We start from the raw sequence: 20,521 nt of genomic DNA, 5'->3' as shown, positions 1-20,521 counted from the left end.
GTAAATCCTAAAAATGCAGATTGAAAAACTTAGAGAAAATTTTATTCATTTATGGCCGTAGGCATTCCAACTACTGATACAACTCCCACATGAAGTATGGCCGGCTTCTTCCCAACATTTTTCACATAGTGGCCCCCCCCATTATTACTTTCTATAAATGCATCACCCGCTTTAAAGAAATTAATTTCTTCACCCCTCACATGTTTTAATCTTCCTCTAGTGACATGAACCAACATTGGGGAAGGATGAGTATGAATTGGAGTTTTTAAGCCAACTGGAATCTTTACTTTTAAGAGTCTTAATTCAGGCTTACCCTCGAGATAATTAAAATTTTTACCACTAAGTCCCTTTGAACTTTGAATAATAGGTATAATTTCAATCTTTTCTTCAGCAAAAGAAGGTTGTGGTAAAGCTAAAGTCCCAATAAAAAGAAAGCAAAATGTAATAATTTTTTTTATTTTCATTAGATATTTGATTTTCACTAATAATAGGTATTTTGCAAAAATAATAACTAATTTATTTTTTATATAACTTTTCTAATTGCTTAATTTCTTCTCTTAAATCATTACCCCTCTTATTTAATTTATTATTTTTAATAACTATTGGGATAATCCACCAGGCTTGAAGACCTAAAAAGATAAATACTAGGATTAATAATTCAAAAGTACCAGGCTGCATTTGATAAATAACCCTTCTTTGTTAATAACATTATTCTAAAAGTTATTAAACACTCATGAGATATTCAATATTTCTAGGCTGCCTCTAATTCAATCTTAAGTTCAATTCCCTTTGAAATAATTGCTTCTTTAAATTCAATAAGTTTGGAGATTATTCTTTGCTTATCAGGATCAGTTTTATGACTATCATCTAAAACTTCCTGCATTGCAAGTGTTACTTTTTGTAGTTTGATTTCTAGATCTTCCCTGTAATTCATAAGCTTAAAGAAATTATCTTATTTATTAAAAAACAAAATAATTATTAGTAAATAAGTACTTAACCTTAAAAGGATTGACAGCAAAACAAGGAAGATATAATTTATAGTACAAACGTATTAATAATCAACCAGCCAATTAAAGATAAAGTATGGAGCCTAAGTACTCATTTGGTTGTAGCACGAGCAAGCCCAACGGATGCCTACTAAATCCTGAAGGCAGCAAAATTATCTTTTTCGAAGAATGCAAAAATTCTCTTGAACCTAATTCAAAAATTCATACTCATCTTTTCTTTACAAATCACCTTGGCGAACCTGGAGGATACAAATCCTCTGAAAAACTCAACATAGACTCAGCCTGGGAAAAGTGGCACGAACTACACCAAAAAGGATGGACAGAAGTATCTCATAATTACGGATAAGTGATCCGGCCAAGAAAAAGCCTTTATAGATGAAAGGTGAAAACTAGCTCCTTTTTTTTTATCTTGCTATACAAATAATAAAAGATGATTTAACTTCTTCTGCTTCAATGAAATATTGTGGAATTAACTGAGCTAATTAGGGATTACGTTGCTACAGAATTATTATCAAGTATTGAACTTGACTTTCTTGAAGGAGAATTATGGGAAACTACACAACATATCGCAGAAATAAATACAGTAATCAAAGCCCCTAAAAACATATGCAAGAAATTAGGACTAGATGAGAAATCTTGTTGGCATTTATGCTGTGCAGCAGTTCTTGACTCCTCAAGACCATTAAAAAATGGACAAAATAGAGTTGATGATTTTAAAAAAATAATTATCCTAAATGAAATCAGCTACATATAAAAAAGACTCAATGATACGTTTACTTATTGCATCAATTCTTTTTTTTATACCACTAGGAGGTTTTGCTGATGAAAAGCAAAGAGAAATTGAGAATGAAGCTATAAATCTTGTCATTAAAAAATATGGAAAAGGCCTAGAAAATAGATTAAAAGGAACGGGAGTAACCCCCAGTTATCGAAGTTGGTATGAAAATGATTGTTTTGTAAGTATTGCATCAGGTATATACCAAGAAGATACTTGGTCGGCAATAAAGTGGTTTAGCGTTAACGTCTGTTCTGAATCAGCTGAAATTATGGAAAGTGAATGAAGGGAATAAGACGCCTATTAGTTTTGCAACATTTAGAAATAGAGGGGCCAGGTCTTTTTGAACAATTTGCTAAAGAAAGAAATTTAAAAATTGAAATAATTCGTTTAGATAATAAAAATGCTCTGCCACAAACGAAAAATGGTGACTTAATTTTAATTATGGGTGGACCAATGGGAGTTAAAGATATTGGAAGTGACAGATATCCATGGCTTAAGTTAGAAAGAGATTTTATAAAAAAAGAATTAGAGAATGAGAGACCTATAATCGGTGTTTGCTTAGGTGCTCAGTTGCTTGCGAGTGCTGCTGGGGGAGATGTAGAAATTCTTAAATATGGATCACCTCCAAAAGCATTGCCAGAAATTGGATGGTCTCAGATTTTTATAAACAAATCGAATAAAGACTTTAAAACACTGTTTGAAGACCCTTTTCATGTACTGCATTGGCATGGAGATAGGATTTTATTACCTAATAAAGCAGAACTCATTGCTAGTAGTGCACGTTGTAAGGAACAGTTTTTTAGGATTGGTAATTTTGCTTACGGATTACAATTCCATATAGAGACCACGGGAGTAATGATAAATAAGTGGATTAAAGAAGATAAAGAATTTGTTTTTAAAGGATTAGGCTCAAATGGTCAGGAAATTTTAAAAGAAGAGAATAAAAAATATATTGATAAAACTTTTTTCAAAAGAAAGCTTTTAATAAATAAATTATTTGAATTATTAGATAATTAAAAAGGGAATAATATAATCATCCAGTAAAAAAGGGCTTGATAAAGCCCTGAAAAAAAATTAAAAAGGATTTCTACTAGAAAATTCCTGGAAGAATTTGACCAGTAAAATAATAAGCTCCTACAAGAGCAAACATTCCAAGCATAGCAGCTTTACCATTAAGCTTTTCAGCTTTTTCGGTCATGATTTTTTTTGCGAATTCCATAATAAAGTGAAATATTGTATATCTAAAAAATAATTATTAAAATTTCAGAATGATGTAGTTTTTTCTACCAAATTGATATCTTTCTAAAGATTTAAAAATAAATACTTAAACAACGAATTGAACTCTTAATAGTTTTCGAGCCAATCTGTAAAGCGAAGCAAGCCTAAAAAACAACTATTTAAAGTATATGTCACGTTTATGTTGCATTTATGTAGTAAATATCTTGAAAATAACTTAAATTCGGCTTAATACTTTACATTTGTTAATAGTAGTGTTACATTAATTAACAATTACAAAATTTCAATGGCTAATTCAAACGTTACTACTGAATCAGGCGGAAGACAGAATATGTTTCCTACTGAAACACGTCCTTACATAGATGAGTCTGTTTCATACGACAGCTACCCACAAAATGCAGAAAAAGTTAATGGTCGTTGGGCAATGATTGGCCTTGTTGCATTAGTAGGTGCTTATGTTTCAACTGGACAAATTATTCCCGGCATTTTTTAATGAGTCCACTTTCAGGTTTTTTAGCCGTAATTGTATTCCTTACAGCCTTCCTCGTTGCTTATTTAACCAAGCAATTTCAAAACGAAAATTTAAACTATTCATCTTCTAATCAAATGAAAAACACAAACACAAAAGTCAAAACAATCGAAAAAGAAAAAGTTGTTGCAGAAACTCTTAACGGCAGATTCGCAATGCTTGGATTAATTGCTGCTGTTGGAGCATACCTAACAACAGGTCAAATAATTCCTGGCTTCGTTTAAAAACCTACTTTTTAACAAATCTACAAATCAGAAAAATGGAAAATTCAAAAACAACCTACTGGCAAAACGCCGAAAGAACTAATGGAAGAATGGCAATGATGGGCTTATTTGCATTAGTTGTAAATTATGGCTTATTCGGATGGATAATCCCAGGAATTTTTTAAAATGAACTTAGGCTTACTTTTTCTTAAAGTAAATACTTTGGGAGTTATAACTCTTTCTGAACTTGATTGGATAACTAACCATCAATCTGACTTTTCAAGACTAGATATGGCTTTAGTTATTAAAATCGGCCGTCTTATGGATTCTGGAGTAGTGGAAATTGATAATAGATTGCCTGTTTAATTTTTAAAATTGATCGTCATGAGTGTTTGTCAATAGGGATACTGACAAGCACTTTTTCATGAGAAAAAATATTTATAAAAAAAAAGAGATTGTTTCTTAGCTAAAAACAATCTCTCAATTACCTAATTCTTAAATGAAAATTTCAAGTAAGCTTTCAGATCTTAACTGATTTATTTTTATAGTAAATCCGTAAAAATGCTTTTGTAATTTATCTTTTTAAACCACCTCTTTTTATCCAAAGGAACCATGTAACCCAAATAGGAGGAAGGAATCTGATTAAAAAAGAAATTTTATATATATAAAATGGGGCATTTTCACTTTGAAATGAATTCATCAAAAAGGAAGATATAGTTACCCAAAGTAAAATTATAAATATATTTGCTCCCAACAAAGCAAACTTATTTTGTTTGAATATTTTTGGCATAAAGTAAATTTTTTATATTCTTAACTTTAAATAATCTCGTGAAATAAATCATAAATTTTCAAAAAAACTTTAAATTTAAAATCCAAATCCAAATAAAAAAAGTACTAAATTTCAATCCCTCTCCAAATAACAATCCAAAAGCGATAGGAGGAGAAAATATTAAAAAAAGAATAGAGAATAAACTAAATAAAACAAATGATCCTCTTAGAAAAAAATTCTTTTTTTTTGTTCTTCTTAGATTTTTTAAAGTATTCCACTCCCATTTGATAAACCTATAGAAATTTTCTGATAATAAAAATAAATACTTCATTAATATTGATAATTTCTATCTACTTTTCTTATTTATAAAATTAATTTCACCAGTTAGCAATAAACCTTATCCCCTTCTTCCGAAAGATAGTAAATTTTATTTTCTGAACTTACGAAGAAAGTTAATCCCTTATATTGTGATCTTTTAAATTTATCTAATCTAAGTTTGTGTAAATCCCAATTATCAGTACTTATATCAGGATTAAATTCTTGTTCCTTTAAGAAAGGAACATAAGTTGGACTAATTGTTTTTTTTTGGGCTAACCCTCTATTTTGTTTTGAATAAAAAAATAATAATATAAATGCAAAAAAAAGAATTAATAATATATTTGTCATTGTCAATTTTTCTTATTTGAAAAAACTTTATTTTGGAGAATCAAGAACTTTTCACAATAAATTTCTTAGTAAGTAAAAAATCCTATTTTTATATTCTTGTATTTTTGAATACTTATCAAGGGTTTACCTAAATCAGATTATAAAATTAGTCGCACTTTCAACATGACTCAAAATTCCATGAATACTCCTTATGCAAAAAGAGTAGCTGAAAAATTTAGAGAGGCTCAAAACTATTTAAAAACAAATGGTTTTAGTAGATCAACTAAACATTTACTGGAAGATATTGAAAATTCTGTTGAAAAATAATGCCAATACCCCCTCACTTACCACAATTACAATATGGCTACGATGATGGCTTTACAACCATTGTTTTTGGGTTAATAGGAAGTTGCTTAGGATGTGTCTTAATTTTGATAGTTTCATTTTTTGAATTTAAACTCAAAAAGCAAAATAGTAAGCCTTAAGAGATTTACTAAACATTAAATAAGAACTCCATTACATCACCTTCATTAACAATATATTCCTTACCTTCACTTCTTAAAAGACCTTTAGTTTTTGCATTAGCAATTGAACCTGAATCAATTAAATTTTGATACGAAATAGTCTGAGCCCTTATGAATCCTTTTTCAAAATCAGTATGAATTACTCCTGCTGCCTGTGGCGCAGTCATACCATCTTTTATAGTCCATGCTTTTGTCTCCTTTTCTCCTGTGGTGAAATAAGTTTTTAATCCCAATAATTTATATGTTGATCTAATTAAAGAACTTAATCCCCCTTCTTCTACTCCTAAACCAATAAGGTAATCTTTTTTATCTTCTGGTTCTAACTCTATTAATTCTGATTCGACTTGCGCTGATATTTTTATACATTCTGTATTCTCATTGGTTGCAAAACTCTGAACTTTTGATGAGAAATCATTACCTTCAGCCAAATCATTTTCATTCAAATTTGTTGCGTAAATAATTGGTTTAGCAGTAAGGAAGCCTAGTTGCTTAATTATTAAATTTTCTTCTTCACTCAAAGATATTGATCTAACTGAAAGACCTTTCTGTAGCTCTTCTTCAATTTTTTCTAGTAAATTATGTTCTTTTGCTGCTTCTTTACTAGTTCTAACCTGTTTTTTAATTCTTTCTCTTCTTTTTTGGAGTTGAGATAAATCAGCTAAATTCAATTCCAGATTAATTATCTCAATGTCATCCAAGGGATCTACCTTACCGGAAACATGAATTACATCACTATCTTCAAAGCACCTCACAACATGAACTATTGCATCAACCTCCCTAATATTTGATAAAAATTTATTTCCCAAACCCTCACCTTTACTGGCTCCTTTTACTAGTCCTGCGATATCTACAAATTCGATTTTTGTTGGGATAATATTTTGGCTAGAACTTAGATCACCTAACTCTTGTAACCTTTGATCTGGGACTGAAACTATGCCTTTATTAGGTTCTATAGTACAAAAGGGAAAATTAGCCGCTTGGGCCTTAGCATTTTCTACAAGTGCATTAAATAGAGTTGATTTTCCAACATTTGGTAATCCAATAATACCTGCTTTTAACATTTGAAAAAATTTATGGAAAAATTATCAAGAAAACATCTTCTAGTAATATAGTATTTACTTAACCAATCTTGGATAAGTTAATTATAATCGTCTTGATTATTTATTTAGTTCCTAAATATTCTCTACTTCTGCTTTTAAAAAGAAATGCTTGATTTAATAAAAAAAAATATAAATCTAAGAAGTGGAATTATATTGCTTTCTCTAGCTATATTTTTCGTTTTTATAACCAATTCCTTCAAGAAAAATAAGTCAAAAGATATTTCTGATTTTGTAGTTCAAGTTGAAAAAGGAATCCTCTCAGATTCAATTAATACTAGTGGTGAAGTAAAAGCAATAAGGACAAGCAATATTGGGCCTCGGAAGCAAGGCGTAATAAAAGAAATCAAAGTAGATGAGGGCGATCATGTAAAAAAAGATCAGGTTTTAGCTTCTCTTGATGATGAAGACTTTATCTATAAAATTGAAGAACTTGAATTAAATGTAGAAAAACAAAAATCTGAATTTTTAAGAAGGGAATATTTATATCAAGAAGGCGCGGTAAGTAAAGAAGACTATGAAAGTTATAAAAATAACTACAACATTAGTAGCGCAAAACTTAATGATGCAAAAGCTGAAAAAAGTTTCTATCTAATTAAAGCTCCTTATGGAGGAAAGATAACTGCAAAATATGCTGAGATAGGATCTTATGTCTCACCAAGTACAAACTTAAGTTCAGACCCTAAAACCAAAAACTTTATTTTTGAACTATCTGAGGGCCTAGAAATTGTTGCTAAAGTTCCTGAGAGTGACATTGGCAGAATAAAAATAGGTCAAGAAGCCTCAGTAAGAATTGAGGCTTATCCCTCAAAAAAATATAGTGCCATAGTAAACAAAATAGCTACAAGAGCTGTAAAAGATAATAATGTAACCTCATTCGAAGTAACTTTAAATTTTAAAGATATTTCTGAAGAAATTAAAATTGGAATGACTGCAGATCTTGAATTTAGAGTCGAAGGTAATGAAGAAAAAATCTTAGTACCAACAGTTTCTATTGTCACTGAAAAAGGTGAAAAAGGAATTTTGAAAGTTGATAAAAACAATTCTCCCAAATTTGAAAAAATCGAAATTGGTATTAGTAGTGGAAATAAAACTTCAGTCATTGATGGATTAGAACCTGGAGAGCAAATCTTTATTGATATTCCACCTTGGGCTAAGAAGAAAAAATGAGTTTAAAATCTGAAAACTCTAAAAAACCAATTTTACTTTTAGTCGATGGCCACTCACTTGCTTTTAGAAGCTTCTATGCATTTAGCAAAGGGATTGATGGAGGGTTAACTACCAAAGAGGGATTTCCAACAAGTGTCACTTATGGATTCCTAAAAAGTCTTCTGGATAATTGCAAAAATATTAGTCCTGAGGGTGTTTGTATTACGTTTGATACCGAAAAACCAACTTTCAGACATGAATTAGATCCAAATTATAAGGCCAATAGAGATGTGGCACCAGATGTTTTTTTTCAGGATATTGAACAACTAGAAATCATCTTAGAAGAAAGCCTTAATTTACCAATTTTTAAATCTCCAGGATACGAAGCAGATGATCTCCTAGGCACAATTGCAAATGATGCTTCTTCTAAAGGATGGTGCGTGAATATTCTTTCTGGAGATAGGGACTTATTTCAATTAGTAGATGATCAAAAAGATATTTATGTACTTTATATGGGTGGTGGTCCATATGCGAAAAGTGGAAATCCAACTCTTATGAATGAAAATGGAGTAAAAGAAAAATTAGGTGTTGCGCCAGAAAGAGTAGTTGATCTTAAAGCCCTAACTGGTGATAGTTCTGACAATATTCCAGGTATTAAAGGGGTAGGTCCAAAAACTGCAATTAATCTACTAAAAGAGAACGACACGCTTGATGGAATCTATCAGGCTTTGGACAAGATTCAGCAGAACAACGATAAGAAATATAAAGGATTCATCAAAGGTTCAGTTATAGAAAAGCTAAGAAACGATAAACATAATGCTTTTCTTTCTAGGGATTTAGCAAAAATAAATACTGAAGTGCCTTTAATTTTAAGTAATGGTTATGAATTAAAAAATATAAATCAAGAACTACTTTCAGAGTCACTGAAAAAATTAGAACTATCAACACTACTTAGACAAATTGATATTTTTAATTCAACTTTCAGCAAAGGTGGTTTTGACAAAAATAATGTAGCTAAAGAGGAGGAGAAGACACCAAAAGTTGCAGGCAATAATGAATTAGAAAATAGTGAAAATAAAATCCCTAAAATCAACGTAACTGTTGTAAATGATTTCGAATTACTTGATAAATTAATTCAAAGATTAGACAAGACTAATCAAATAGTTTCTTTAGATACAGAGACCAATAGTTTGAATCCAATTGATGCGGAACTTGTTGGGATAGGGTTATGTCTTGGAGAAGAAAATGATGATTTATTTTATATACCTGTTGGTCATCAAACAAAAAAGGAAACCTCCAATCAATTATCAATAGAAGATGTTTTCTCAAAGTTAAGAAATTGGATAGAAGATCCAAAGAAAGAAAAGGCACTCCAAAATTCAAAATTTGATAGGCAAATATTTTTTAATCATGGACTTGATCTTAAAGGCGTAACCTTTGACACCTTGTTAGCAGACTACCTTCTTAATAATCAGGAGAAACATGGGTTAAGTGAAATTAGTTTTAGATTATTTGGATTTAAGCCTCCTTCATTTAAGGACACAGTTGGAAAAAATAAAGACTTTTCATTTGTTGATATTGATGAAGCAAGTATTTACTGCGGTTATGATGTTTTTCTAACTTTTAAGATTGTCAAAATTTTTAAAGAAAGTTTTTCAAAGGAAAAAGATGAATTAATCAAATTGTTCGAAGAAATCGAGCTGCCTTTAGAGCCGGTATTGTCACAAATGGAAATGAATGGCATAACCATCGACATCCCTTATTTGGATAAACTCTCAAAAGAATTAAAGAGTACCTTAGAAGATATTGAAAGTAAAGTTTATGAGTTAGCAGAGGAGAGTTTCAATCTATCTTCACCAAAACAGCTTGGTGAGATCTTATTTGAAAAATTAAATTTGGATAAGAAAAAATCACGTAAAACAAAAACAGGATGGAGTACAGATGCAGTAGTTCTGGAAAGATTAGTCGATGAACATGAAATAATCCAACATTTAATAAAACATAGAACTCTTAGCAAATTACTTAGCACCTATATTGATGCTCTTCCAAATCTTATTAACGAAAAGACGGGAAGAGTTCATACAAACTTTAATCAAGCTGCTACAGCGACTGGGAGACTAAGTAGTAGCAATCCTAATCTTCAAAATATCCCGGTTAGGACTGAATTTAGTAGGAGAATCAGAAAAGCATTCTTGCCTGAAAAAAATTGGAAACTTTTATCAGCTGATTATTCTCAGATCGAATTAAGAATACTCGCTCACTTAGCTGATGAAGAAATACTAATAAATGCATTTCATAAAAATGATGACATTCATTCTTTGACTGCAAGATTAATTTTTGAGAAAGAAGAAATTTCTTCTGATGAAAGGAGAGTTGGGAAAACAATAAATTTCGGAGTTATCTATGGTATGGGGATAAAAAAGTTTGCCCGTTCAACAGGAGTAAGTACTCCAGAAGCAAAAGAATTCCTAATAAAATACAAAGAAAGATATTCAAAAATTTTCAAATTTCTTGAACTGCAAGAAAGGCTTGCCTTATCAAAAGGTTATGTAAAAACAATTTTTGGTCGAAAAAGAGAATTTAAGTTTGATAAAAATGGACTTGGAAGACTAATAGGAAAAGATCCTTACGAAATTGACTTGCAATCCGCAAGAAGAGCTGGCATGGAAGCACAGTCACTAAGAGCCGCAGCCAATGCCCCAATTCAGGGTTCAAGTGCAGATATTATTAAAATTGCAATGGTTCAACTAAATAAAAAATTCATAGAAATGAATGTTCCTGCAAAAATGCTTTTACAAGTGCATGATGAATTATTGTTTGAAGTTGAACCAGATTCTTTGGAAATTACGACGAAATTAGTAAAGAAGACTATGGAAGATTGTGTAAAATTAAATGTGCCTCTTTTAGTTGATATTGGAATTGGAGACAATTGGATGGAGACAAAATAAACCTTATGAAATACTTATTTTAAGATGATCAAACTTTTTAATACTTTAAGCAAAAAAGTTGAGGTTTTTAAGCCTATTGATGATGTAGTAAAAATTTATTGTTGTGGGGTAACTGTTTATGATTTATGTCATCTTGGTCATGCCAGAAGTTATATCGCTTGGGATGTATTGAGAAGATTTTTAATTTACAGTGATTTCAAAGTGAAGTATGTTCAAAATTTTACAGATATTGATGACAAGATCTTAAAAAGAGCGAAAGAAGAAAGCAGTTCAATGAAGGAAGTATCTGAAAAAAATATCATTGAATTTCATAAAGATATGGATTCTTTAGGGATAATGCGTCCGGATAGCATGCCAAGAGCAACGAATCATATATGCAATATCTGCTCCTTCATAACAATCCTTGAGGACAAAGGTTATGCATACTCGAGGGATGGAGATGTTTATTATTCTGTTTTCAAAAATAAAAATTATGGAAAGTTAAGTAATCAAAATTTACAAGAACAAAATATCAATCAGCAAGGAAGAATGGTTAAAGAAGAAAATAGTAAAAAACTTAATCCGCAAGATTTTGCGCTATGGAAAAAAGCTAAAGATGATGAACCATTTTTTGATTCGCCATGGGGTAAAGGTAGGCCAGGATGGCATATTGAATGTTCGGCGATGGTTAAAGATGAATTAGGAGATACTATCGATATTCATTTAGGTGGTTCTGATTTGATTTTCCCACATCATGAGAATGAAATCGCCCAATCAGAAGCAGCCAATGGCAAAAAGCTAGCGAACTATTGGTTACACAATGGGATGGTCAATGTAAATGGGCAAAAAATGAGTAAATCCCTTAAAAATTTTAAAACTATCAGAGAGCTAATTAAGTCAGGTATAAGCCCTATGACTTTGCGATATTTTGTTATGACTGTGAATTATAGAAAACCACTTGATTTTACTGAAGAAGCTTTAAGGAGTGCTTCAGAAGCTTGGAAAAACATTAATGTAGCCCTTTCTTTTTTGGACCTTACAAAAGATGCTTTTAAATCTATTGATAAGAATGAATCTATCGAAGACGAATATAAAGAGAAAATAAGCTTTGAATTATCTCAAAAAAAGCTTAAATTTTCTGAGGCTCTTGGAAATGACCTTAATACAGCAGGTGCTATTGCAATTATTTACGATTTAGCAAAACCATTAAAAAACTTTTTAAACCAATTTCAAAGGGTCGAAGGTTTTAAAATAGACCTAAATGAAAAATTCTTTTTACTTGAGAATTTCAAAACTCTTGAAAAGTTGACTGAGGTACTTGGTCTTAGAAAAGAGGTTTTAGTAAAAGAAAGTAAGATAAAAGAAGAAGAAATATCAATGCTTATTAATGAAAGATTGAAAGCAAAAAAAGAAAAGAATTATACGAAGGCCGATGAAATTAGGAATTTGTTAAAAGAAAAAGGTATTGAACTTATTGATCAATCAAAGGAAATAACAACATGGATAAGGGTCTAAATTTTAAGAAAAAAACCAATTTGAAATTTTTGTTTTTTAAATACACCTTTAAATGGGAAGATATTAGAAATATCAGAGAAAATTGAAATACATTACTGTGCTCGGTTCTACTGGTTCAATTGGGACTCAAACTCTCGAAATAGCTTGTGAGCAGCCTGATAAGTTTAAAGCGGTAGCTCTTTCGGCAGGAAGAAATATTAATTTATTAACCGAACAAGTTAAAACACATAAACCAGAAGTAGTTGCGATTGAGGATGAAAATCTTATAGAAGATTTAAAAGATAATATTAATAACTTAGATTTAGATAGTGCTCCCTTGGTTTTGAGTGGAAAGGAGGGGATTAACGCAGTTGCAGCATGGGATAAGGCAGATACTGTGGTTACAGGGATAGTAGGCTGTGCAGGCTTAATCCCAACAATGTCAGCAATTAGTGCGGGGAAAAATATTGCACTTGCTAACAAAGAAACTTTAATTGCGGCAGGGCCAATTGTTATTCCTGCATTAAAGAAAAATAATAGTAGGCTTTTACCTGCTGATTCAGAACACTCTGCCATCTTTCAATGTTTACAAGGATTACCCAATTATGAAAATGCAGATTTTTCAACAGGAGAGATACCTAAAGGTTTAAAAGCCATACATTTAACAGCTTCTGGTGGTGCTTTCAGAGATTGGGCCGTTGAGGATTTAAAGCATGTCACAGTTGAAGATGCAACTTCACATCCTAATTGGGATATGGGAAAAAAAATAACTGTAGATTCTGCAACTCTTATGAATAAAGGATTAGAAGTTATAGAAGCTCATTATTTATTTGGGACCTCTTACGAAAATATCGAAATAGTTATCCATCCTCAAAGTATTATTCATTCAATGATTGAGATGGAAGATTCTTCAGTATTAGCTCAATTAGGTTGGCCAGATATGAAACTACCCATTTTATATGCGATGAGTTGGCCTGAAAGATTTAAAACAAATTGGAAAAGATTAAACCTAAGTGAAATTGGAAAATTAACTTTTAAAAAGCCAGACGAGTTTAAATATCCATGTATGGGACTTGCCTATGCCGCAGGAAAATCTTCTGGGACTATGCCCGCAGTCTTAAATGCTGCTAATGAAATGGCTGTTGAACAATTCCTTAAAGAAAAAATTTCTTTTCAAGAAATTCCAACATTTATAAGTAAAGCTTGTGAATCACATATGGAGAATTTGAATTTGAGTCCCGAATTGGAGGATATTCTTGAAGTAGACAATTGGGCCAGACTTTTTGTTAAGCAAGAAATTAAAAAAGGGAAAAAAAACGTAAGTATTGGATAAAAGTGAATATAAAAAAACATCTTCTACTATGCGCAACACCCACAAAACAGAAATGCTTTAAAGGCAATGAAGGTCAAAAAACATGGGAATGTCTGAAAAAGACTTTAAAAAAATTTGAGAATGATCCCTATATAAAAAACGTTCATATATTAAGATCAAAAGCTGACTGTTTAAGGATATGTAAGAACGGCCCAATTCTTCTTGTGTGGCCTGATGGCATTTGGTACGAGAAAGTTTCTCCAGAAAAAATTTCAGAAATTTTTACCTCACATATTATTAACGGTAAGCCAATAGAAAAATGGATTTTTAAAAAAACACCATTTTTAAATAGTCCTAGATACTAATAAACCAGTTCTTTACTACTTCGTCTGACCAGCAGCCATTAATAGAGTGAAAACCATTATGACCGCCTTTTTCAGTTATAAAAACAGTCAATTTATCAATAAATTTTCCTCTTAAATTAAAAGTTGTATTATAAGGAACCCAAGGATCATCCTTGGCATGAATAAAAAGGATTTGAGGTAATTTTTTTATTGAGTTTTGGATTCTAAATATTGGAGAAGCTTTAACATAATAATCTTCTAAAGAATCAAATCCCCAACTTGGAGCTGTAAATTTCTGATCAAATTCCCTTATACTTTTTAAATCTCTAATTTTTTTACTTAATTTCTCATTATTAAGAATTTTACCTTCATCATTAAATCCGTCCCATAACTGATTTTTTAAGCGATGAAGTAACCATTTTTGGTAGATATAATTTCTAGATTTTTCAATACAGAGACTGCATGATGATAAATCTAAAGGGCTACTCACACAGGCTAGGCCATCTAAAAGTTTTTCTCCTTTTTTTTCATCGTAATCTAAGCAGGCATTTAAAAGAATTGTTCCGCCTAAAGATAATCCAACTCCGTAAATTGGAAGATTATTCATCTTTATGAGATCTTTAAACTCTAAATTAATCAATTTTTTAAAATAATTAATTGCTGAAATAACATCACTGGAGCATTTAGCACAATAATTTCCTTTAGCTAAATATCTCGCAGATCCAGATCCTCTTAGATTTAATTTAAGAACTCCAAAACCATTATTTACTAATTTCCTAGAGATTCTTCTTAAACCAAAACGTTTAGTTGAGCCCCCTAAACCATGTGTAACGATTACAAAACCCCTAAGAGAGTTTAAGTTTTCAGGTAATTCTAAAAAACCTAGAAGATAATCACATTCAAATTTTTTAGAAAGAATTTTATTTATCGGAAAGAATATTTTTTTATTTTTTTTTGATTTACCAAAATCAATAACAAAAGTATCTCGCAAAGTTTGTAAGTCGCCACCTATCCAAGGTAAGACTTCTCGAAATGGCTTATTTTTTAAGTAATCTGAAAAACTAAAAGATATACTATTATTTCTCCCCAACTCCAAGATCCTTTAATTCTCCAATCAAATCATTCAGTACCTTTTTTGCATCACCAAAGACCATTGAGGTATTTGGCAGATCAAATAAATCATTTTTTATTCCAGAGTAACCTGCACTCATACCACGTTTAATTACAAATACCGTTCTTGCTTCCTGCACATCAAGAACTGGCATGCCATATAAAGGAGAAGAGCTATCATTTTTAGCTTGAGGATTAACTACATCATTTGCTCCTAAAACTAAAACAACATCTGTTGCTGGAAAATCAGGATTTACAACGTCCATCTCTTTAAGTTGTTCGTAAGGAACATCTGCTTCTGCTAAAAGTACATTCATATGTCCAGGCATCCTCCCTGCTACAGGATGAATTGCGTAAACAACTTCAATACCGTTTTGCTCTAGTTTTTTTGTCACTTCCCTTAAAGTATGTTGAGCTTGAGCTACAGCTAGACCATAACCAGGAACAATAATTACCTTATTGGCTGCCTCTAAAGTCAATGCACATTCTTCAACACTGCAAGAAGTTATATTTGTATATTCTCCTGAACCAGAAGAGGCTGTACTTTGTGCCGATAAAGATCCTCCAAAAAGAACTGAGACTAATGATCTATTCATACCCTTGCACATTACTTGAGTAAGTATTAGACCTGCCGCTCCAACCATTGCGCCTGCTACTATCAAAAGCTGACTATCTACAACGAAACCTGCTGCTGCTGCTGCAATCCCTGAATAGCTATTTAATAAAGATATAACGACTGGCATATCAGCTCCACCAATTGGCAAGGTAACTCCAATACCTAATAAAGAAGAAACTATAACTAAAAGCCAAATAGAACTTGTATTCCCGTTTATCAAATCAAAAAAGGCTATCAAGGAAGCAACTGCAAAAACAATATTTACAAAATGTCTAACTTTGCTCTGAGTCCATCCTGGAGTTGACAACCAACCCTGTAACTTTGCCATCGCCACAATTGAACCTGTGAAAGTTATGGCACCAACAAATATAGAGACAGATATTGAAACTTCGTTAATCAGTGACTTAAAAAAATCAAGATTTTCTACACTATTAGAAATAGGGAAAATAGCTACTCCTAAGGCCACCAAAAGTGATGACATTCCTCCACAACCATTGAACAATGCCACTGTTTCAGGCATGGAGGTCATAGGTACTTTTTTTGCAAGAATTGCTCCGAATAAACTACCTATGATTGATCCAATTATTATCCAAATCCAAGACTGTATAGCAATACCGGAAGTGCCTAAATAATAAGCAAGTAATCCTACTACTGATAGCGACATTGCAAATGCAGCTAATCTATTGGCATCTCTCGCAGACTTTACTTTTGACAACCCTTTTATTCCCAACGCCAGTAAAAGTACTGCTAGAAGGTCAATAACGAATTTAATGATTACAGGTAGATTCATTTTAAAAATTACTTCTTATTTGATGGTTTGCGACTAAACATCGCGAGCATTCGATCAGTTACAAAGAAACCGCCCACAACGTTGAAAAGAGCAAATCCAAGAGAAACTGAACCAATGATTAAAAGTGGTACGTTACCCTCTGCTTTTACAATTAAAGTCAAGGCTGCAAGCATTGTTATTCCCGAAATTGCATTTGCTCCACTCATTAGAGGTGTGTGAAGAGTAGGAGGAACTTTCCCAATTAACTCGAGGCCTAATAAACTACCAAGTAAAAGAACCCAAAGAAGACTTATAAAAGACATAATTTTAAAACCTCAATTTTCAAAAACTTTATTTTGAAGAACAACTCCTTCATCGCTTAATAAACATCCAGAAATGAGTTCATCCTCTTTATCTAATTTAATTAGACCATCTTTTATAAATGGTGTAATCAAAGATGTTAAGTTCTTAGCATAAAGTGAACTTGCATCATAAGGAACTGAAGAGGGTAATTCCCCCGCTCCTATAAGTTTTACCCCATCTTTAATAATAGTTTCATTTGATTTTGTTCCTTCGCAGTTCCCTCCCTGAGAAACTGCTAAATCAATAACTACTGCTCCAGGCCTCATTTTTTTAATCATGGGTGAGTCTATTAAAACAGGGGCCTTTTTACCTAGAACTTGCGCAGTACATATAGCAACATCAGCTTCAGATAAATATTTAGTTAAAGTTGCCTTCTGTTTTGAGAGGAATTCGGGTGTTACAGCTTTTGCATAACCTCCTGCCTCTCCTGGCTTTTCCTCAACTTCAGGAAGTTCTATAAATCGTGCTCCTAGAGACTCTACTTGTTCTTTAACAGCAGGTCTAATATCAGATACAAATACTATTGCTCCAAGTCTTTTTGCTGTCGCAACTGCTTGTAATCCTGCAACGCCTCCACCAAGAACCACTACTTTGGCAGGCTGGACTGTCCCAGCTGCAGTCATAAGCATTGGGAAATATCTATCTAACTCACTTGCAGCCAAAAGAACTGCTTTATATCCAGCAATATTGGCCTGTGAAGAAAGAACATCAGAAGATTGAGCTCTACTAATCCTCGGAAGCAACTCTAGTGATAAAGCTGAAATCTTATTACTATTTATAATCCTTAGAAGCTCCTTATTACCATATGGGTTAAGAAGACCGAGAAGAACAGCACCTTTCTTTAACTTAGTTAAATTACCCTCTGATGGAGTTTGAACACAAAATATTAAGTCTGCTTCACCCCAAATTTTTTGATCTAAGTTGTTTATTATTGTTCCGCCCGATTCTTTATATGATAAGTCACTAAATCCTGATAATTTCCCTGCTGAACTTTCAATATAAACATCACATCCAAGGCTTTTTAATTTCTTTACCGCTTCTGGTGTAGCTGAAACTCTCCTTTCACCAGAGCTTGTTTCGGAAGGAATAAGTATCTTTGTCAATTTATTTATTTTTTTAACATACTAAATATAAATTGAAGAAAGTCAAAAGTCTTGGATTTTTGTTAAAAATATATTTTCTTTTCTATAAAAAATAGCTATCTAGAATATATAAGTACTAAATAATCCAATGAGCATAAAAGCAATCGAATGTCCTGATGGAGTGTGCCACAGCCATCATGGTGGTCATGCTGTTCCAAGGCAAGCTATGCAAAAAAATCTAGAAAAACATGGTAAAGACTGGTGCGAGAAATTAGCAGAGAGAATTTATGAAATGTCAGTTGATACTTATTCACAGACAGTCATGCCAAGTCTCCACTCGGCAGGTTGGCAAAGAAGACATTTAGATTGGGAATTTAAGCTGGCAGAAAATGATTCTGAACCTGATGAAGCTCTTGTTGAAGGAATTATTAATGCCACAGAAAGCTTTCTAAGGAGTAGTGAGGTTCATCGATTATTTATTCAAGAATTAGTTCAGGGCACATTCGAGGAAGCAAATGATAAAAAAATAATTTCTAAAGCAATAAAATCTATCATTGAAGAAGAAATTGTTAGTTCACTAAGAGAAAAAAAAGAAACTCTTTTAAAAAAAATATCCGCAAAATTAATATCAGAAGAAAAAGTTAGCGAGGAACTTGCAATAAATTCAGCTAAAGAGGGTTTTGAGGAAGTTGAAAGGCTACTTGCAAATCATAGCGAGGCTGTTTAATTCTATTTCTTTATATTTTCTTTATAATTAGTGTAAAAATCCTCTCAAATATAAATTAAAGCTTAAATTATTGTTTGGAAGTACAAAGTTGTAACTTATTAGACAATACATACGTTCTCTGGTGTGTTTATCTATATACAACTTAAATCTTTGAATGGACAATTTCATTAGAAAAAGGATCGACATAGCGACCTGTTGGGCAACCAATAGAATTTCTGCAATGGACACTTTAGAAAGGTATGAAGACAGTTATGCAATCGCAGAAGAATTTAGAGAGTGGATATTACATATTGGAGAAAAGGACGAAAACTTAAACGATTCTGTTTTAAACTTCCCAAAGGAATTAAAAAAGTTATTAGATCAAAAAGTCAACGATTGAGTTATAAATCTATCGAGTGAAATCCGCCCTACATTATTTGGGTTAGTTTATTATTATTAATATTGAAATTAGCAAATAAATGGAAAATAAAGAGAAGATTTCAAACGTAGAAAATGTTGTAATCATAGGTTCGGGACCTGCAGGTTACACCGCTGCAATATATGCCGCACGAGCAAATCTTCAACCATTACTTGTAACAGGATTTAATTCTGGTGGAATTCCTGGTGGGCAATTAATGACTACAACATTTGTTGAAAATTATCCAGGTTTCCCAGATGGAGTACTGGGTCCTGAATTGATGGATCTAATGAAGGCTCAAGCAGAAAGATGGGGCACTAATTTATACGAAAGTGATGTAGTCTCAATTAATACCGATTCACATCCCTTTGAATTAAAAACTTTAGAAGGAACTATAAAATCTAACTCAATTATTATTGCAACTGGAGCAAGTGCAAATAGATTAGGCGTAATTAATGAAGATAAATTCTGGAGTAAAGGAATAAGCGCTTGTGCAATATGTGATGGAGCCACCCCACAATTTAGAGATGAAGAATTAGCTGTTATTGGAGGGGGCGACTCTGCTTGTGAAGAAGCAGCATATCTCACAAAGTATGGAAGCAAAGTGCATTTGATTGTTCGATCAGAAAAATTAAGGGCTAGCGCAGCAATGGTTGACAGAGTAAAAGCTAATCCAAAGATAGAAATTCATTGGAATACAAAAGTTGATAAAGCGGATGGTACTGAATGGCTTGAGAAAATAGAAACTATTCACTCTCAAGAAGGTAAAGGGGAAATCAATATAAAAGGTCTTTTTTACGCGATAGGGCACACACCTAATACGAAATTCTTGGGCAACAAAATTGATTTAGATAATAAAGGCTATATTGCTTGCAAATCAGGAAGGCCAGAAACATCTATTGAAGGCATCTTCGCTGCAGGTGATGTTGTTGATTCAGAGTGGAGACAAGGAGTTACCGCTGCAGGAACTGGATGCATGGCAGCATTAGCTACTGAAAGATGGCTAGCCGAGAAAAACTTAGCAAAAACTATAGTCAGAGAAACGCCAGAACCAGAAAAAAAGCTTAATTCATCAGATTTTAATGAAGAAGAAGTTAATGAAGAGACTTTCGATTCAAATTCTGAATGGCAAAAAGGCAGTTATGCATTAAGGAAACTTTATCACGAGAGTAAAAAACCTATCTTAGTAATTTTTAGTTCCCCTAGCTGCGGTCCATGTCATGTTTTGAAACCTCAGTTAAAAAGGGTAATTAAAGAACTTGATGGTGCAGTTCTTGGCGTTGAAATAGATATTGATAAAGATCAAGATATTGCAAAACAAGCTGGTATTAATGGCACACCAACAGTTCAACTTTTTAAAGAAAAATTATTAAAAAAACAATGGCAAGGTGTTAAGCAAAGAAGTGAGTTTAAAGAAGCGATAAAAAATATTATCTAAAGTAA

At 32.2% G+C, this 20,521-nt stretch carries 26 protein-coding genes and 1 pseudogene; 17 read left to right on the top strand and 10 right to left on the bottom strand.

What is annotated here, in order from left to right:
- Positions 1 to 41: 41 nt before the first annotated feature.
- The 3 genes from EU98_RS00145 to EU98_RS00150 form a co-directional block, all read right to left on the bottom strand.
- Positions 42 to 464 (bottom strand): cupin domain-containing protein, encoded by a 423-nt coding sequence (locus tag EU98_RS00145; protein ID WP_032516625.1) that lies wholly within the window; start codon positions 462 to 464, stop codon positions 42 to 44.
- A 52-nt stretch (positions 465 to 516) separates the two neighbouring features.
- Positions 517 to 678, bottom strand: a complete 162-nt coding sequence (locus tag EU98_RS10040) for a hypothetical protein (protein WP_193743049.1) — start codon at positions 676 to 678, stop codon at positions 517 to 519.
- Between the two features lie 73 nt (positions 679 to 751).
- Positions 752 to 934, bottom strand: coding sequence for a hypothetical protein (locus EU98_RS00150; protein ID WP_032516563.1), 183 nt, complete (start codon positions 932 to 934; stop codon positions 752 to 754).
- Between the two features lie 149 nt (positions 935 to 1,083).
- On the opposite strand from EU98_RS00150, the gene EU98_RS00155 reads away from it, so the two are divergent.
- From EU98_RS00155 to EU98_RS00170, 4 genes are all read left to right on the top strand, one after another.
- A complete protein-coding gene (locus tag EU98_RS00155; protein ID WP_032516562.1) occupies positions 1,084 to 1,353 on the top strand; it encodes a DUF1651 domain-containing protein in 270 nt (89 codons plus the stop codon).
- A 117-nt stretch (positions 1,354 to 1,470) separates the two neighbouring features.
- On the top strand, positions 1,471 to 1,761 hold the full coding sequence (locus EU98_RS00160) for a hypothetical protein (protein ID WP_032516561.1): 291 nt from the start codon (positions 1,471 to 1,473) through the stop codon (positions 1,759 to 1,761).
- Positions 1,742 to 2,068, top strand: coding sequence for a heat-labile enterotoxin alpha chain (locus EU98_RS00165; protein WP_241466408.1), 327 nt, complete (start codon positions 1,742 to 1,744; stop codon positions 2,066 to 2,068). Before EU98_RS00160 ends, EU98_RS00165 begins: the two co-directional genes overlap by 20 nt.
- Entirely contained in the window at positions 2,065 to 2,802 is a 738-nt protein-coding gene (locus EU98_RS00170) for a type 1 glutamine amidotransferase (protein WP_080725826.1), read from the top strand. The genes EU98_RS00165 and EU98_RS00170 overlap by 4 nt, the downstream gene beginning before the upstream one ends.
- Before the next feature lie 73 nt (positions 2,803 to 2,875).
- Here the strand turns inward: EU98_RS00170 and EU98_RS00175 are convergent, their stop codons facing one another.
- Positions 2,876 to 3,004, bottom strand: coding sequence for a high light inducible protein (locus EU98_RS00175; RefSeq protein WP_011863249.1), 129 nt, complete (start codon positions 3,002 to 3,004; stop codon positions 2,876 to 2,878).
- 303 nt (positions 3,005 to 3,307) lie between these two features.
- Between EU98_RS00175 and EU98_RS00180 the strand changes: the two genes are divergently transcribed.
- The 4 genes and pseudogenes from EU98_RS00180 to EU98_RS00195 all read left to right on the top strand — a co-directional run bounded on the left by EU98_RS00180 (position 3,308) and on the right by EU98_RS00195 (position 4,119).
- Positions 3,308 to 3,514 carry a high light inducible protein gene (locus EU98_RS00180; RefSeq protein WP_011376777.1) on the top strand — a complete coding sequence of 69 codons (207 nt, stop codon included), beginning with the start codon at positions 3,308 to 3,310 and terminating at the stop codon, positions 3,512 to 3,514.
- Complete coding sequence (locus EU98_RS00185) at positions 3,514 to 3,774, top strand: chlorophyll a/b-binding protein (protein ID WP_032516560.1); 261 nt, start codon at positions 3,514 to 3,516, stop codon at positions 3,772 to 3,774. Before EU98_RS00180 ends, EU98_RS00185 begins: the two co-directional genes overlap by 1 nt.
- A gap of 56 nt (positions 3,775 to 3,830) precedes the next feature.
- Positions 3,831 to 3,938, top strand: a pseudogene (locus EU98_RS00190) (chlorophyll a/b-binding protein); the annotation flags it as partial.
- Between the two features lies 1 nt (position 3,939).
- Complete coding sequence (locus EU98_RS00195; protein WP_032516559.1) at positions 3,940 to 4,119, top strand: hypothetical protein; 180 nt, start codon at positions 3,940 to 3,942, stop codon at positions 4,117 to 4,119.
- 787 nt (positions 4,120 to 4,906) lie between these two features.
- Here EU98_RS00195 and EU98_RS00210 read toward each other — a convergent pair.
- Positions 4,907 to 5,188, bottom strand: coding sequence for a hypothetical protein (locus EU98_RS00210; protein ID WP_032516556.1), 282 nt, complete (start codon positions 5,186 to 5,188; stop codon positions 4,907 to 4,909).
- A 162-nt stretch (positions 5,189 to 5,350) separates the two neighbouring features.
- On the opposite strand from EU98_RS00210, the gene EU98_RS10035 reads away from it, so the two are divergent.
- Entirely contained in the window at positions 5,351 to 5,494 is a 144-nt protein-coding gene (locus EU98_RS10035) for a hypothetical protein (protein WP_011863263.1), read from the top strand.
- A gap of 166 nt (positions 5,495 to 5,660) precedes the next feature.
- Here EU98_RS10035 and ychF read toward each other — a convergent pair whose 3' ends face one another.
- Positions 5,661 to 6,752 carry a redox-regulated ATPase YchF gene (gene ychF / locus EU98_RS00215; protein WP_032516555.1) on the bottom strand — a complete coding sequence of 364 codons (1,092 nt, stop codon included), beginning with the start codon at positions 6,750 to 6,752 and terminating at the stop codon, positions 5,661 to 5,663.
- A 144-nt stretch (positions 6,753 to 6,896) separates the two neighbouring features.
- Here ychF and EU98_RS00220 point away from each other — a divergent pair, with 144 nt between their 5' ends.
- The 5 genes from EU98_RS00220 to EU98_RS00240 all read left to right on the top strand — a co-directional run bounded on the left by EU98_RS00220 (position 6,897) and on the right by EU98_RS00240 (position 14,035).
- The gene (locus tag EU98_RS00220; RefSeq protein ID WP_032516554.1) at positions 6,897 to 7,958 is read left to right on the top strand and encodes an efflux RND transporter periplasmic adaptor subunit; all 1,062 of its coding nucleotides are present in this window, start codon (positions 6,897 to 6,899) and stop codon (positions 7,956 to 7,958) included.
- Complete coding sequence (polA, locus tag EU98_RS00225; RefSeq protein ID WP_032516553.1) at positions 7,955 to 10,885, top strand: DNA polymerase I; 2,931 nt, start codon at positions 7,955 to 7,957, stop codon at positions 10,883 to 10,885. The genes EU98_RS00220 and polA overlap by 4 nt, the downstream gene beginning before the upstream one ends.
- A 24-nt stretch (positions 10,886 to 10,909) precedes the next feature.
- Complete coding sequence (gene cysS / locus EU98_RS00230) at positions 10,910 to 12,379, top strand: cysteine--tRNA ligase (RefSeq protein ID WP_032516551.1); 1,470 nt, start codon at positions 10,910 to 10,912, stop codon at positions 12,377 to 12,379.
- 82 nt (positions 12,380 to 12,461) lie between these two features.
- Positions 12,462 to 13,691: a 1-deoxy-D-xylulose-5-phosphate reductoisomerase gene (locus EU98_RS00235; protein ID WP_032516550.1), complete on the top strand. Its 1,230-nt coding sequence runs from the start codon at positions 12,462 to 12,464 to the stop codon at positions 13,689 to 13,691.
- A gap of 2 nt (positions 13,692 to 13,693) precedes the next feature.
- Positions 13,694 to 14,035, top strand: a complete 342-nt coding sequence (locus tag EU98_RS00240; RefSeq protein WP_032516549.1) for a (2Fe-2S) ferredoxin domain-containing protein — start codon at positions 13,694 to 13,696, stop codon at positions 14,033 to 14,035.
- Here the strand turns inward: EU98_RS00240 and EU98_RS00245 are convergent.
- From EU98_RS00245 to EU98_RS00260, 4 genes are read right to left on the bottom strand one after another with little or no spacing between them, the layout of a single operon-like run.
- On the bottom strand, positions 14,025 to 15,110 hold the full coding sequence (locus EU98_RS00245) for an alpha/beta fold hydrolase (protein ID WP_032516548.1): 1,086 nt from the start codon (positions 15,108 to 15,110) through the stop codon (positions 14,025 to 14,027). The genes EU98_RS00240 and EU98_RS00245 overlap by 11 nt on opposite strands.
- Positions 15,091 to 16,530 (bottom strand): NAD(P)(+) transhydrogenase (Re/Si-specific) subunit beta, encoded by a 1,440-nt coding sequence (locus EU98_RS00250; RefSeq protein WP_032516547.1) that lies wholly within the window; start codon positions 16,528 to 16,530, stop codon positions 15,091 to 15,093. Before EU98_RS00250 ends, EU98_RS00245 begins: the two co-directional genes overlap by 20 nt.
- 8 nt (positions 16,531 to 16,538) lie before the next feature.
- Complete coding sequence (locus tag EU98_RS00255; protein WP_011863273.1) at positions 16,539 to 16,832, bottom strand: NAD(P) transhydrogenase subunit alpha; 294 nt, start codon at positions 16,830 to 16,832, stop codon at positions 16,539 to 16,541.
- Between the two features lie 12 nt (positions 16,833 to 16,844).
- On the bottom strand, positions 16,845 to 17,975 hold the full coding sequence (locus tag EU98_RS00260) for a Re/Si-specific NAD(P)(+) transhydrogenase subunit alpha (RefSeq protein ID WP_032516546.1): 1,131 nt from the start codon (positions 17,973 to 17,975) through the stop codon (positions 16,845 to 16,847).
- 127 nt (positions 17,976 to 18,102) lie between these two features.
- Between EU98_RS00260 and EU98_RS00265 the strand changes: the two genes are divergently transcribed.
- From EU98_RS00265 to trxB, 3 genes are all read left to right on the top strand, one after another.
- Positions 18,103 to 18,681 carry a hypothetical protein gene (locus EU98_RS00265; RefSeq protein ID WP_025894761.1) on the top strand — a complete coding sequence of 193 codons (579 nt, stop codon included), beginning with the start codon at positions 18,103 to 18,105 and terminating at the stop codon, positions 18,679 to 18,681.
- A gap of 154 nt (positions 18,682 to 18,835) precedes the next feature.
- Positions 18,836 to 19,060, top strand: a complete 225-nt coding sequence (locus EU98_RS0109280) for a hypothetical protein (protein WP_032516545.1) — start codon at positions 18,836 to 18,838, stop codon at positions 19,058 to 19,060.
- 79 nt (positions 19,061 to 19,139) lie between these two features.
- Positions 19,140 to 20,516 carry a thioredoxin-disulfide reductase gene (trxB, locus tag EU98_RS00270; protein WP_032516544.1) on the top strand — a complete coding sequence of 459 codons (1,377 nt, stop codon included), beginning with the start codon at positions 19,140 to 19,142 and terminating at the stop codon, positions 20,514 to 20,516.
- The last annotated feature ends 5 nt before the right edge of the window (positions 20,517 to 20,521 follow it).

It is taken from the genome of Prochlorococcus marinus str. MIT 9314, from assembly GCF_000760035.1.
Classification (GTDB): Bacteria; Cyanobacteriota; Cyanobacteriia; order PCC-6307; family Cyanobiaceae; genus Prochlorococcus_A; species Prochlorococcus_A marinus_B.
This window is presented reverse-complemented; position numbering and strand designations above follow the sequence as displayed.